We start from the raw sequence: 12,877 nt of genomic DNA on the forward strand, positions 1-12,877 counted from the left end.
GCCGATCACGGAAGCGTGTACCGGCGGAGTACCGTCGGTCCGCGCCCGCGCCGGGAACGTGGCAGGCTCGCAGACGACCGCTAACCGGTCGGAGCGGGTGCGGACTCTGAGGAGGGGACGCGGTGCATGTGGTGATCATGGGCTGTGGGCGGGTCGGCTCGACCCTCGCGCACAGCCTGGAGGCCCGTGGGCACTCGGTGGCGATCATCGACCAGGACGCCGACGCCTTCCGCCGGCTCGGCCCGGACTTCGCCGGGATCACGGTGACCGGCGCCGGCTTCGACGGCGACGTGCTCCGGCAGGCCGGCATCGAGCGGGCGGACGCGTTCGCGGCCGTCTCGAGCGGCGACAACTCCAACATCATCTCGGCCCGGCTGGCCCGGGAGACCTTCGGTGTCTCCCGCGTGGCGGCCCGCATCTACGACCAGCGCCGGGCGCAGGTCTACGAACGCCTCGGCATCCCGACCGTGGCCACCGTCCGCTGGACGGCCGACCGGATGCTCCGGCACCTGGTGCCCGAGGGCAACGTGGAGATCTTCCGCGACCCGACGAGCACCGTGTCCATCGTCGAGGTGCCGGTTCACAAGGACTGGATCGGCCGGTCCGTGCACGGGCTGGAGGAGGCGACCGGGGCCCGGGTGGCGTACCTCATCCGGTTCGGCATCGGCACGCTGCCCACGCTGTCCACCGTCGTGCAGGAGGGTGACCAGGTCTTCATGCTGGTCACCGACGACATCGTCAACGCCGTCACGTCGGTGGCGGCGCGGCCGCCGGAAGGGGGGCAGTGACCATGCGCGTCGCCATCGCGGGCGCCGGCAACGTGGGCCGCTCCATCGCCCAGGAGCTGATCGGCAACGGCCACCAGGTCATGCTGATCGAGCGCCAGCCCAAGATGCTCCGGCCCGACCGGGTTCCGGACGCGGACTGGGTGCTGGCCGACGCGTGCGAGCTCGCCAGCCTGGAGGAGGCCAACCTCGCCGGCTGCGACGTGGTGGTCGCCGCCACCGGTGACGACAAGGTCAACCTGGTGGTCTCGCTGCTGGCCAAGACCGAGTTCGCGGTCCCCCGGGTGGTCGCCCGGATCAACCGGGCCGAGAACGAGTGGCTCTTCACCGAGCAGTGGGGCGTGGACGTCGCGGTCAGCAAGCCGCGCGTCATGGCCGCCCTGGTCGAGGAGGCGGTCACGGTGGGCGACCTGGTCCGGCTGATGACGTTCCGGCAGGGCGAGGCGAACCTCGTCGAGATCACGCTGCCGCCGACCGCCCCGTACGTCGGCCAGCCGCTGCGGGACGTGCCGCTGCCGCGCGACTCCGCGCTGGTGGCGATCCTGCGGGGCAAGCGCGTGCTGGTGCCCAGCCCGGACGACCCGATCGAGGCGGGCGACGAGTTGATCTTCGTGTGCACCGCCGAGGTGGAGGACGCGGTCCGCGCGGTGGTGCTGGGCCCGGACAGCGTCGAGCGGACCCGCGAGTCCCGCTGACCGCCGGGCCCGCCCGGCCGGCCGTCGGGGCAGGGCCGGGCGCGGCCGGCCCGGCCGTCAGGCCGTCGGCGCCGGGGACGACTCGCGGGTCACCCGGCGCACCGTCCAGACGGTGATCAGCAGCAGCAGCACGTACGGCGGGTAGCCCAGCACCAGCCGTGCCACGCCGAGCGCGGTGTCCTGCTGGGCGAGGTAGAGGCCGGCCTGCACGCCGACCTTGGCCAGCCAGACCACGCCCCACAGCACGGTGAGCCCGGTGAACGTGCGCACCAGGCGCGGGTCGTGCCGCCAGTCGGAGCGGCCCTTGGCCACCAGCACCGACCAGATCCAGCCCACCAGGGGCTGCCGGATCGCCGCCGACAGCAGCAGCGCCACGCCGTAGCCGATGCCGTAGAGGATGCCGGGAAGGTAGAAGTCCCGCTCGTCGCCGGTCCGCCAGGCGATCGCGGCGCCGATGGCGATGCCGAACAGCCCGTTGACCGCGTGCCGGACCGGCCGCCGCTGCGCCAGCCGCAGGACGGCGATGGCCACCGCCACGGACACCGAGGCGATGACCGCGGGACGCAGGTCGCCGACGATGTTGGCCACCACGAAGACCACCACCGGGATGCTGGACTCCAGCAGCCCCTGCCAGCCGCCCAACTGGTCGGCCATCTGCTCGGCGATGGTCGGCAGCGGCTCCTCTTCGTCCGGCCCGGTGCCCGGCTCGGCCGCCCGGTGCTGTCCCGTCGTCATCGCGCGCCTTCCGTCCGGGTCACTTCGGCGGTTCCAACTCGTAGTACGGGTTGTAGATGACCTTGCGATCGTCCCGCACGGCCACCCGGCCGCGCGCGGTCAGGTGCCGCCCGGGCTCGATGCCGGAGATGTGCCGCCGGCCCAGCCACACCAGGGTCACCACGTCGCTGCCGTCGTAGAGGTCCGCCTCCAGCGTCGGCAGGTTGGTCCGTGGGGTGTAGACCACCGTGCGGAGCCGGCCGGACACCGAGACCACCTCGCCCCGGCTGCACTGCCGGGCCGGCACACCGCCGTGCTCGGCGCTCTCCCGGCGCAGCTCCTGCGCCTCGATCTCCGCCTCGCTCGCGGTGAGCCGTCGCAGCATGCGCCGCAGCGAACCCCGCCGCTCGTCGGTCGACATGACCTCCGTGTCACCCTTCCCACGCTGGCCCGGCCCGGGGGCCGGTAGTGGACCGGCCCCGACGACGCCGGGACCGCTCCGCCAGCGTACGCCGACGGGACCGCCCCGGCGCGGGCGGTGGACGTCGGTCAGGCCTCGCGGACCGCCTCGCCCGCGGCGGCCGTGGCGGCGCCGTCCGGACCGGCCTGTTCGGCGACCTCGCGGGGCAGCCGCAGGGGCAGCGGCTCGCGCACCGGCTTCGCCTCGTGGCCCCGGTCGACCACCAGACCCTCGAGGCAGGTGGCCAGCGGACCGGCCGCGGCCGGGTTGGTGGCCGCCTCGCCCTGGAAGACGCCGCGCACCATCCAGCGCGGCCCGTCGATGCCGACGAAGCGCAGGTCGGTGAGGCCGTCCGGGGTGCGGACGCGGGCCTTCAGCTCGGTGCCGTACTCGCCCTCGACCTCCTGGGCGGCGGCGCCGTCGTTGAAGAGGGACTGGCGGATCTCCTCGCGCACCTCGTCCCAGATGCCGTCGCTGCGCGGGGCGGCGAAGACGCCGAGCTGGAGCGCGTTCGGCCCGTGGACGAGCACGACCTGCTGGATCACGCCCTGCTGGTCGGCCTGCACCCGCACCTCGACGTCGGGCACCGCCGGGATCTGCAGGCTGCCCAGGTCGAGCCGCTGCACCCCGGCCGGAGCCTCGCTGACGTCGTACGGGCCGCGCGCCGGCGCCTTCGCGCTCACCGGCGCCTCCAGCTCGTTGGCGTCGCGGGCCTCGGTCCGCTCGTCACGCGTGTGCCGCCCGGCACCGGCCCGCTTTCGGGAGAAGATCACTGAGCACACCCTCCGCTGTTCGCACTCACCCTGCCACCTCTTCCGTCCGTCCGCCCGCCCGTTGGCGGACCGGCCGTCGGCCGCACCGCGTCACGGCGCCTCGGCCGCCGGCCGCCGGTCGTCCGCCCCCGGTGCCGCCGGCGCCGGCACCAGGCCGGCGTGGCCACCGGTGGAACCGTGCCCGCCGCTCCCCCGCCGGGACGCGGGCAGCTCCGCCACCGGTTGGAACTCCGCCCGCGCCACCCGCTGCACGACGAGCTGCGCGATGCGGTCGCCGCGGGCGATCCGGGCCGGCGTCTCCCGATCATGGTTGATCAGGTTGACCAGGATCTCACCCCGGTAGCCGGCGTCGACCGTACCGGGCGCGTTGAGCACGGTCACGCCGAGCCTGGCCGCCAGCCCCGAACGGGGGTGGACCAGGCCCACGTACCCCTCCGGCAGCGCGATCGCCACGCCGGTCGGCACCAGGGCGCGGCCGCCCGGTGGCAGCTCGATGTCCGCGGCGGCCACCAGGTCCGCGCCGGCGTCGCCGGGATGGGCGTACGCCGGGAGCGGCAGCCCGGGGTCGAGCTGACGTACGGGCACGGGTACGACGTCGGTCACGGTTCCCCTCTTCCGTCCGGTTCACTGGGTGACCCTGCCATCCTGCCCGGTCGCCGGCCGGTCGTGCGCCGTACCCTTCACGACGTGAGCGTGTCCCCGTCTCCGTCGTACGCCGAACGGCTGAGCCTGCCCTGGTGGCTCTGGGTGGGCGGGCTGGGCGTGGCCGCCCTGCTCGCCGCCGAGATCTGGATGGGTGCGCCCGGCGTCCGGGCCTGGCTGCCGTTCGTGGTGCTGCTCCCCGCCGCCGTGGCGGGCATGGCGTGGCTGGGCCGGATCCGGGTGGCCGTCCGCGACGGCGAGCTGCGGGTCGACGACGCCCGGCTGCCGGCCCGCTTCGTCGCCGACGTGGTCCCGCTGGACGCCGCCGGCCGGCGCGAGGTGCTCGGCGTCGGCGCGGACCCGCTGGCGTTCGTGGTGCAGCGGCCGTGGATCGCCGGTGCCGTGCAGGTGGTCCTGGACGACCCGGCCGACCCCACCCCGTTCTGGGTGGTGAGCACGCGCCGGCCGGTCGAGCTGGCGGAGGCGATCCTCGCGGCCCGGGGCGCCGCGCGGACCAGCCCCGCCGGCCGCTGAGCCGGCTCAGCGGCCGGCGGGCCGCTCAGGGGGCCTTGGGCAGCGCGGCTGGTGGGCCGGGCAGGCTGCCGCGGCGCCGGAGGTCGGCGCGGAGTTCGTCCGCCATCGTCCGGGTGGCCCGCCGGTTGAGGTAGCTCGCGACCGCGGCGCCGGTGAGGAACGGGCCCAGCGTGGTGAGGTTGCGGCCGAGGCGCCTGAGCAGGGTGTCGCGCAGCTCCCGGCGGGCCGCGGTGCTCAGCACCGCGCTCACCCCGACACCGGGCATCATCGGGTTGATCCCCCGCTTCGAGGCCCAGCCATGCACGAGCGCCACCGCCCGCTGCGTCCCGCCCTGCGGCAGCGGCACGCCGTAGACCTCGTGCAGCTCGCCGGTGAGCTTGAGCTCGATCGCCACCACGGCGACCGTCTCGGCGGCCAGCAGGACCGGAGCGGAGAGCAGGGTCGGGGTGACGACCCACTCGACGGTCGCGACGCCGCCGCCGGCCGCGCCGACGCCCGCGGTCGCCCGGGCCGCGTTGCGGATCAGGCGTTCGGCCAGCGCCTCGTCGTCCAGGTCCGGGAAGTGCCGGCGCAGGGTGGCCCGGTCCCGGACCGGCACGTGCGGAGCGATCTCGGCGACCGTGTCGACCATCCACCGCACGGCGGTCTTCGGCTTGAACAGGTCACCGAGGCCGCGCGCGCGGGCCTGCCCGACCAGCCGGCCGAGCAGCTGCCGGCGACGCGCCGGGGCGATGTCGTCGGCCGTCAGCGCGGCGACGGTGGCGCCCAGCTCGTCGCTGTCACCCGCCGTCCCACCGGCGGCCCGCGCCGGGTCCGCGCCGGGCGCGACGTTCCGCTCGGTCATGGCACCGAACCTCCCGGGTGGAAACACCGCCGACCTGGCGGCCGTCCCTCACGAGTCAAGCAGCTCCACGGGGCCGCCGCACGGCGGCCGGAACGAGCGGCGGCCCCGGATGGGAGCCGCCGCCGGTGTTGTCGCGAGCACGGTCAGACGCACTCGCGGCAGATCAGCTCGCCGTTGCGCTCGACCGCCAGCTGGCTGCGGTGGTGCACGAGGAAGCAGCGCGCGCAGCGGAACTCGTCCTGCTGCATCGGCAGCACCTTGACCGTGAGCTCCTCGTCGGCCAGGTCGGCGCCGGGCAGCTCGAAGCTCTCGGCCACCTCGGCCTCGTCGACGTCCACGGCGCCCGACTGTGTGTCGACGCGCCGGGCCTTCAGCTCTTCCAGGCTGTCCTCGCCGAGGTCGACCTCGTCGCGACGCGGGGCGTCGTAGTCGGTGGCCATCGGTTTCACTCTCCCATGTCGATGTTGTCGCTTCCGGTTGTAACGCCGGACGACGTTGTTTCGGTTCCGCTGGCCGGCCGCCACTTGTGTCGGTCACCCGACCCGGCGCCTGCCGGGCCGGTGCCACCAGAGGAACTCCCCCGGCGAGCGCGGTACCTTACCCCCCCTTTGGGCGTGGCATGTATACCGCCCTCGTGGCAGAGATGTACGCCCCCGCACGGGAACTTGTTCCCAATGTGACTCAGGCGACACGAAGATAGGGGTAGTAGTACCCGGTTCCCGGTCGGCGCGCCGGCATGTCCGCCTGTTTCCACGCGACGGCCGGACAACCGTTAACCTCAGCGGCGTACTCGACGGCCGGCGGGGCGGCCCGACCGCCGGCGGCCGCCGCCACCCACCACAGTTCCGGGAGCGCCCTGATGAGCTTTGCGCGAGTGCGAGCACTCGTTGTCGTCGGTCTGCTGGGGGTGCTGGCACTGGTCTTCGTCGTCGTCGCCCTCGTGCGGGACACGCAGAGCGAGGCGGGGATCGGCGGCGGCTGCCCCGAGGGCTGGCCGCAGGCCGACGTGAGGCTGCGCAAGCAGGAGGACGTCAAGATCAACGTGTTGAACGGCACGGATCAGCCCGGCCTCGCCAGCAAGGTCGCCGACGACTTCCGCAACCGGAAGTTCCAGATCAAGAAGACCGGCGACGAGAAGAAGCAGATCGACGACATCGCGGTCCTGCGCTACGGCCCGAAGGGCGTCGGCTCGGCGCACCTGCTGCGGGCGTACTTCCTGGACAACGCCGAGGCCGAGTACGACCCCAAGCGCGCCGACGACACCGTCGACGTCGTGCTCGGCAGTGCGTTCCAGCAGTTGGCCACCACGACCGAGGTCAACCAGTCCCTCGGCGACCTGGGTTCACCGGTGGCACCGCCCGGCTCCTGCCCGATGCCCCAGGACTGATCCTCCCGCCGCCGCCGGCCGCCCTGGTCCGGCGGCAGGTCGGCGGTCCGGCGGCAGGTCGGCGGCCCCGGCGGCACGCCGGCGCCGGGCCGGCCGGGGTCAGGGGCCGCCGGAAGCGTCGAGGTCGGCCAGCCGGTCGTGCAGCGGCCCGAAGAGCGCCGGTGGCGCCGCGACGACCATGTCCGGCCCGGCCGCCGCCCCGCCCAGCCCGGCGACCCGCAGCCCCGCCTCCGTGGCCACCAGCCCGCCGGCCGCGAGGTCCCAGGCGGCGAGCCCCTTCTCGTAGTACGCGTCGACCCGTCCCTCGGCGGCGAAGCAGAGGTCGATGGCGGCCGCGCCGAGGCGGCGGATGTCGCGGACGTGCGGGATCAGCTCCGCCACCACCCGGGCCTGGTGGGCGCGGCGCTTCGGGTCGTAGCCGAAGCCGGTGGCGACCAGGGTCTGGCCCAGGTCCGTCTCGGTGGAGCAGCGCAACTGCCGGCCGTCACGCCAGGCGCCGCCGCCGGCCGTCGCCGTCCACTCCTCGCCGGTGCTGATGTTGCGCACCACCCCGACGACCACCACACCGTCGACCTCGGCGGCGAGCGACACGGCGCTGTGCCGGAGTCCGTAGAGGTAGTTGACGGTGCCGTCGATCGGGTCGACGATCCACCGCACGCCGTCGGGCCCGGCCGGGCCGGTCCCCGCCTCGCCGTACTCCTCGCCGAGAACGGCGTCGCCGGGCCGCAGCCGGCGCAGCGCGTCGAGCACCTGCCGCTCCACCGCCCGATCGGCGGCGGTCACCACGTCGGTGACCGTGCTCTTGGTCGCGGCGACCGAGACGCCCTCGGCCCGCATCCGGTACGCCGTCGCGGCGGCGTCGCGCGCCACCTCGATCGCGATGTCCAGCAGTTCCCGTGGCTCCGGAGCCGAGCGGACCATCCTTCGTCCCCTTCCCGCACGACCGGGGTGGTCCCGACCACGCGCGGGTATCATCCTTACAAAGTCCACATCTGCGCCGAATCGGCGGTCCCACCCGCCGGTACACCGTGCGCCGCCGGATGATCGCCGTGGACGGCGTTACAATTCACCCTGCCCACGCGCCACGGACCGCCAGCGACCGGCCGGCCCGGGACACGGGGGTCCCTCAACGACATCGCCCGGCACAAGCGCTCCGCCTCGCGCCGGACGACCCGGCCGTGCTCGCTTTTCGCCTCCGGAAGGTCATTCGTGACAGAACCCCGCCAGACCGGCGCCGACGTTCGCTCGCTCACCGACACCCTGATCGCGCACGCGCAGAGCGCCGGCGGTCAGCTCACGTCGGCCCAGCTCGCGCGCACCGTCGAGTCCGCCGAGGTGACGCCGGCCCAGGCCAAGAAGATCCTGCGGGCGCTCTCCGAGGCGGGAGTGACCGTCGTGGTCGACGGCTCGGCCACCACCGCGCCCCGCCGCCGGGTGGCGGCGGCGCGCTCGGCCACCCCGGCGTCCCGGGCCACCACCGCCAAGACCACCAAGAAGGCCGCCGCGCCCGCCCCGAAGCAGGCGCCCGCCGCCGACGAGGCCCCGGCCCCGGCACCGCGGAAGGCCACCGCCCGCAAGGCCGCCGGCACCACCGCCGAGGTGGCCGCCAAGGCGGCGGTGCCCGCCAAGAAGCCCACCCGGGCCACCAAGGCGACGGTGGCCGCGGCCGACCCGGCGAAGGCCACCACGGCCGCGGGCAAGGCCAAGGGCGAGCCCGCGGCCGAGGGCGAGATCGATCCGGAGGAGCTGGCCGCCGAGATCGAGGACGTGGTCGTCGACGAGCCGGCCGAGCTGACCCAGGCCGCCGAGACCGACGCGGCCAACTCCGCGAGCGACAACGACTTCGAGTGGGACGACGAGGAGTCCGAGGCGCTCAAGCAGGCGCGCCGCGACGCCGAGCTGACCGCGTCCGCCGACTCCGTCCGGGCGTACCTGAAGCAGATCGGCAAGGTCCCGCTGCTCAACGCGGAGCAGGAGGTCGAGCTCGCCAAGCGGATCGAGGCCGGCCTCTACGCGGCCGAGCGGCTGCGCGCCGCCGACGAGGGCGAGGAGAAGCTCAACCGCGAGATGCAGCGCGACCTGATGTGGATCTCGCGGGACGGTGAGCGCGCGAAGAACCACCTCCTTGAGGCCAACCTGCGCCTGGTGGTGTCGCTCGCCAAGCGGTACACGGGCCGTGGCATGGCCTTCCTCGACCTGATCCAGGAGGGCAACCTCGGCCTGATCCGCGCCGTCGAGAAGTTCGACTACGCCAAGGGCTACAAGTTCTCCACGTACGCCACCTGGTGGATCCGCCAGGCCATCACCCGCGCCATGGCCGACCAGGCCCGCACCATCCGCATCCCGGTGCACATGGTCGAGGTGATCAACAAGCTCGGCCGGATCCAGCGCGAGCTTCTCCAGGACCTGGGCCGCGAGCCCACGCCGGAGGAGCTGGCGAAGGAGATGGACATCACACCGGAGAAGGTGCTGGAGATCCAGCAGTACGCCCGGGAGCCCATCTCGCTGGACCAGACGATCGGCGACGAGGGCGACAGCCAGCTCGGCGACTTCATCGAGGACTCGGAGGCCGTGGTCGCGGTCGACGCCGTCTCGTTCTCGCTCCTGCAGGACCAGCTCCAGCAGGTGCTGCAGACGTTGTCCGAGCGTGAGGCGGGCGTGGTGCGCCTGCGCTTCGGTCTGACCGACGGCCAGCCGCGGACGCTGGACGAGATCGGCCAGGTGTACGGCGTGACCCGGGAGCGCATCCGGCAGATCGAGTCCAAGACGATGTCCAAGCTGCGCCACCCGTCGCGTTCGCAGGTCCTCCGGGATTACCTGGACTGACCGGCGTCGTCAACTGAACGTGTCGTTTTGAACACCTGGCGTGCAACGCCACATGGTGATCGTTCGGTTGCACGAATGTGATCGTTGGCGTGGCACCCTTGGTGCATGGCACGCTGTCGGGGCCATGTGTGACCTCGGTCCCCCGCGGGCACACAGGGAAGGCGAGGCCCGACAAGGGTGTTGCACGATAGGTGAGCAACGACCGAAGAGAGTGTTCATCGGTGACGACCAGAGGAGGAAGGCGATGACCCCGACCCTCACGCCGCCGCCCGAGACGGTGGCCCCCCCGGCCGCCGATGAACGGTGCGACCGCTGCAATGCTGCCGGCAAGCTCCGCATCACCCTCGCGGGTGGGAGCGAGCTGGTGTTCTGTGGGCATCACGCGAACAAGTACGCGGAGGATCTCGTGAAGATCACCGTGCGGTTCGCGACGGACCCGGAGTTCAGCTGGCGTGGCGCCGATCTGATGGCGAACTGAATCCGCAATCCGACATAAAGGCCGGCCGGGCCCCTGAAGGGGCCCGGCCGGCCTTTTCGTGTCTCCCACCCCTGTTGATCAAGAGGTTTGCGGGACACCCGTCGGCGTGTCCTTGACGAAAACCTCTTGATCGACCGGGTTCACCCCAGCGGGTGGCACGGCGGGTCAGAGGGTCTGGACCGTCGCGATGCGTTCCTCGAGCTGCTCGATCGTCGCCTGGGCGCTGGGCGGGCCACCGCAGAGCCGGCGCAGCTCGGCGTGGATCTTGCCGTGCGGCTGTCCGGTGCGGTGGTGCCGGGCCGCCACGAGGGCGTTCAGCTGGCGACGCAGGGCCACGCGCCGCTGGGCCGCACTCATCGGTGCTGGAGGCGCCGCGGGGGCGGCAGCGGCCGAATCAGCGGGCCGCTCGGCCGCTCGGCGGCGCTGCGCGGCGAGCTGCTCGGCCTGCCGCTTGGACAGCAGCATGGCCACCTGGTCGGCGGTGAGCAGGCCGGGCAGGCCCAGGTACTCCTCCTCCTCGGGTGTGCCGGCCTGGGCCGCGGTGCCGAACGAGGCGCCGTCGAAGATCACCTGGTCGAGTTCGGCGGTCGCGGAGAGCGCGGCGAACCTCTTCTCCAGTTCGCCGCTGGCCTGGTCGTCGCGCTGGGCACGCTCCAGCAGTTCGTCGTCGAAGCCCTCGCCGTCCTTCGGCTTGCCGAGCACGTGGTCCCGCTCGGCCTCCATCTCGCTGGCCAGCCCGAGCAGGTGCGGCACGCTGGGCAGGAACACCGACGCGGTCTCCCCCGGCTGGCGGGCCCGGACGAACCGGCCGATGGCCTGGGCGAAGTAGAGCGTGGTGCTGGCGCTGGTCGCGTACACCCCGACCGCGAGGCGGGGGATGTCGACGCCCTCGGAGACCATCCGGACCGCCACCAGCCACCGCTGGTCGGACGCCGCGAACGTCGCGATACGGGCCGAGGCGCCCACGTCGTCGGAGAGCACCACGGCGGCCTTCTCACCGGTCACCTGCTCGAGGAGCTTCGCGTACGACCGGGCGGCCTGCTGGTCGCTGGCGATCACCAGGCCGCCCGCGTCCGGCATGCCGGCGTTGCGCAGCACCGTCAGCCGGGCGTCGGCGGCCCGCAGCACCTGGGGCATCCAGTCCCCGGCCGGGTCGAGCGCGGTCCGCCAGGCCTGCGCGATCAGGTCCTGCGTCATCGGCTCGCCGAGCCGGGCGGCCAGCTCCTCACCCGCGTTCGTGCGCCACCGTGTCTCGCCGGAGTACGCGAGGAAGAGCACCGGCCGGACGACGCCGTCGCGCAGCGCGTCGGCGTAGCCGTACACCGCGTCGGCACGGGAGCGCAGCAGACCGTCCCCGCCCCGTTCGTAGGTGACGAACGGGATGGGGTTGTCGTCGGAGCGAAAGGGGGTGCCGGTCAGCATCAACCGCCGCTCGGCCTCCTCGAAGGCGGCCTTCACTCCGTCCCCCCAGGTGCGCGAGTCCCCGGCGTGGTGGATCTCGTCGAGGATGACCAGGGTCCGGCGCGTCATCGTGCGCCGCCGGTGCACCTGCGGCGCCATGCCGACCTGGGCGTACGTGACCACGGCCCCGTGGAAGTCGGCGGACGAGTGCAGGTCGGCGTTGCGGAAGGCGGCGTCGAGTTGGATGCCGACCCGGGCCGCCGCCTGCGCCCACTGGGTCTTGAGGTGCTCGGTGGGGGCGACCACGGTGACCGCCTCGACCGTGCCGTCCGCGAGCAGCTCGGCGGCGATCCGGAGGGCGAAGGTGGTCTTCCCGGCGCCTGGGGTGGCGACCGCCGTGAAGTCGGGGTCACGGCGGCGCAGGTACTCCACCAGTGCCTTGCGCTGCCAGGCGCGCAGGGCCGGGAACGTCTCGAGCGCCGGCGTCCGGGCTGCCACGGAAGCTCCTCTCCGACCGCCTGAGGGCGGGGCACCGGCCGAGGGCCACGGGTGCGGCCGCCCATGAAAACGCCTCCGCGCAGTTGGTGCCGCGAAGGCCGACTCAGCATAACGGCGGGAGGCCCCACGCCCCACTCGACGCCACGCTGGTCACACCCGCCCCGGCCGCGGCGCCCGAGTGACGGGTCAGCCCGAGGTTCCGGCGCGGGGTGGGCGGAAGGTGGCGACCGGCGCGGACCAGCGGCGGCGCAGGGAGATCAGGCGGATCAGGAAGACCAGGACGGCCGCCACGGTGAGCCAGAGCACGTTGGCGTGGCCCAGCGCGTTCAGCAGCGCGACCAGGACGGCACCCACCAGTGCGGCGACGGCGTAGATCTCGCGGCGCAGCACCACGGGGATCTCGGCGGTGAGCAGGTCCCGGCCGAGGCCGCCGCCGATCGCGGTGAGCATGCCGACGACGCAGGCGCCCACCGCGGGCACCTGCGCGTCGAGCGCCTTCAGGGTGCCGGTGACGGTGAACAGGCCGAGGCCGGCCGCGTCCAGCACCAGCACGGTGGTGCGCAGCTTGGCGAGCTGGGGGTGCAGCCAGAAGACGGCGGCGGCGGTGAGCGCGGCCGTGGCCGCGTACCGCCAGTCCGCGAAGGCCAGGGGCGGGACCTCGTCGATGACCAGGTCCCGGAAGATCCCGCCGCCGAGCGCGGCCACGAAGCCGACGAAGACGACGCCGAAGAGATCCAGCCGCTTGGCGACCGCCGCCGACGCACCCGAGGCCGCGAAGACCGCGACCCCGGTGAGATCGGCCAGCAGGAGGGCGGTGGAGGTGGTCACCGCCGCAGGTTA

General features: G+C 73.6%; 15 protein-coding genes. 6 read left to right on the forward strand and 9 right to left on the reverse strand.

Going from position 1 to position 12,877, the window contains the following annotated elements; translation table 11 throughout:
* Positions 1-122 precede the first annotated feature (122 nt).
* Positions 123-788, forward strand: a complete 666-nt coding sequence (locus tag ACTMS0_RS12800) for a potassium channel family protein (RefSeq protein WP_441155362.1) — start codon at positions 123-125, stop codon at positions 786-788.
* A gap of 2 nt (positions 789-790) precedes the next feature.
* Complete coding sequence (locus ACTMS0_RS12805) at positions 791-1,480, forward strand: potassium channel family protein (protein ID WP_441155363.1); 690 nt, start codon at positions 791-793, stop codon at positions 1,478-1,480.
* A 57-nt stretch (positions 1,481-1,537) separates the two neighbouring features.
* On the opposite strand, the gene ACTMS0_RS12810 is transcribed toward ACTMS0_RS12805, so the two are convergent.
* The 4 genes from ACTMS0_RS12810 to dut all read right to left on the reverse strand — a co-directional run bounded on the left by ACTMS0_RS12810 (position 1,538) and on the right by dut (position 4,030).
* The gene (locus ACTMS0_RS12810) at positions 1,538-2,215 is read right to left on the reverse strand and encodes a DUF3159 domain-containing protein (protein ID WP_441155364.1); all 678 of its coding nucleotides are present in this window, start codon (positions 2,213-2,215) and stop codon (positions 1,538-1,540) included.
* 19 nt (positions 2,216-2,234) lie between these two features.
* The gene (locus ACTMS0_RS12815) at positions 2,235-2,615 is read right to left on the reverse strand and encodes an OB-fold nucleic acid binding domain-containing protein (protein WP_155333429.1); all 381 of its coding nucleotides are present in this window, start codon (positions 2,613-2,615) and stop codon (positions 2,235-2,237) included.
* A 128-nt stretch (positions 2,616-2,743) separates the two neighbouring features.
* Positions 2,744-3,427 (reverse strand): DUF3710 domain-containing protein, encoded by a 684-nt coding sequence (locus tag ACTMS0_RS12820; protein ID WP_441155365.1) that lies wholly within the window; start codon positions 3,425-3,427, stop codon positions 2,744-2,746.
* A gap of 90 nt (positions 3,428-3,517) precedes the next feature.
* Positions 3,518-4,030 (reverse strand): dUTP diphosphatase, encoded by a 513-nt coding sequence (gene dut, locus ACTMS0_RS12825; RefSeq protein WP_441155366.1) that lies wholly within the window; start codon positions 4,028-4,030, stop codon positions 3,518-3,520.
* Positions 4,031-4,114: 84 nt separating this feature from the next.
* Between dut and ACTMS0_RS12830 the strand changes: the two genes are divergently transcribed.
* Entirely contained in the window at positions 4,115-4,603 is a 489-nt protein-coding gene (locus ACTMS0_RS12830; RefSeq protein WP_441155367.1) for a DUF3093 domain-containing protein, read from the forward strand.
* Positions 4,604-4,628: 25 nt separating this feature from the next.
* On the opposite strand, the gene ACTMS0_RS12835 is transcribed toward ACTMS0_RS12830, so the two are convergent.
* Complete coding sequence (locus ACTMS0_RS12835; RefSeq protein WP_441155368.1) at positions 4,629-5,447, reverse strand: hypothetical protein; 819 nt, start codon at positions 5,445-5,447, stop codon at positions 4,629-4,631.
* A 143-nt stretch (positions 5,448-5,590) separates the two neighbouring features.
* Complete coding sequence (locus tag ACTMS0_RS12840; protein ID WP_091269374.1) at positions 5,591-5,887, reverse strand: DUF4193 domain-containing protein; 297 nt, start codon at positions 5,885-5,887, stop codon at positions 5,591-5,593.
* Positions 5,888-6,321: 434 nt separating this feature from the next.
* Between ACTMS0_RS12840 and ACTMS0_RS12845 the strand changes: the two genes are divergently transcribed.
* Positions 6,322-6,834, forward strand: a complete 513-nt coding sequence (locus tag ACTMS0_RS12845; protein ID WP_441155580.1) for a LytR C-terminal domain-containing protein — start codon at positions 6,322-6,324, stop codon at positions 6,832-6,834.
* A 99-nt stretch (positions 6,835-6,933) separates the two neighbouring features.
* On the opposite strand, the gene ACTMS0_RS12850 is transcribed toward ACTMS0_RS12845, so the two are convergent.
* On the reverse strand, positions 6,934-7,755 hold the full coding sequence (locus tag ACTMS0_RS12850) for an inositol monophosphatase family protein (protein ID WP_441155369.1): 822 nt from the start codon (positions 7,753-7,755) through the stop codon (positions 6,934-6,936).
* A gap of 288 nt (positions 7,756-8,043) precedes the next feature.
* Between ACTMS0_RS12850 and ACTMS0_RS12855 the strand changes: the two genes are divergently transcribed.
* The gene (locus tag ACTMS0_RS12855) at positions 8,044-9,660 is read left to right on the forward strand and encodes an RNA polymerase sigma factor (protein ID WP_441155370.1); all 1,617 of its coding nucleotides are present in this window, start codon (positions 8,044-8,046) and stop codon (positions 9,658-9,660) included.
* A 244-nt stretch (positions 9,661-9,904) separates the two neighbouring features.
* Entirely contained in the window at positions 9,905-10,138 is a 234-nt protein-coding gene (locus tag ACTMS0_RS12860; RefSeq protein WP_074474066.1) for a DUF7455 domain-containing protein, read from the forward strand.
* 165 nt (positions 10,139-10,303) lie between these two features.
* Here ACTMS0_RS12860 and ACTMS0_RS12865 read toward each other — a convergent pair whose 3' ends face one another.
* Together ACTMS0_RS12865 and ACTMS0_RS12870 are read right to left on the reverse strand one after the other, a co-directional pair.
* A complete protein-coding gene (locus tag ACTMS0_RS12865; RefSeq protein ID WP_441155371.1) occupies positions 10,304-12,037 on the reverse strand; it encodes a DEAD/DEAH box helicase in 1,734 nt (577 codons plus the stop codon).
* Positions 12,038-12,223: 186 nt separating this feature from the next.
* Positions 12,224-12,865 (reverse strand): trimeric intracellular cation channel family protein, encoded by a 642-nt coding sequence (locus ACTMS0_RS12870; RefSeq protein ID WP_441155372.1) that lies wholly within the window; start codon positions 12,863-12,865, stop codon positions 12,224-12,226.
* Between the last annotated feature and the right edge of the window lie 12 nt (positions 12,866-12,877).

It is taken from the genome of Micromonospora sp. H33, assembly GCF_052068455.1.
In the GTDB taxonomy this organism is placed as follows: Bacteria; Actinomycetota; Actinomycetes; order Mycobacteriales; family Micromonosporaceae; genus Micromonospora.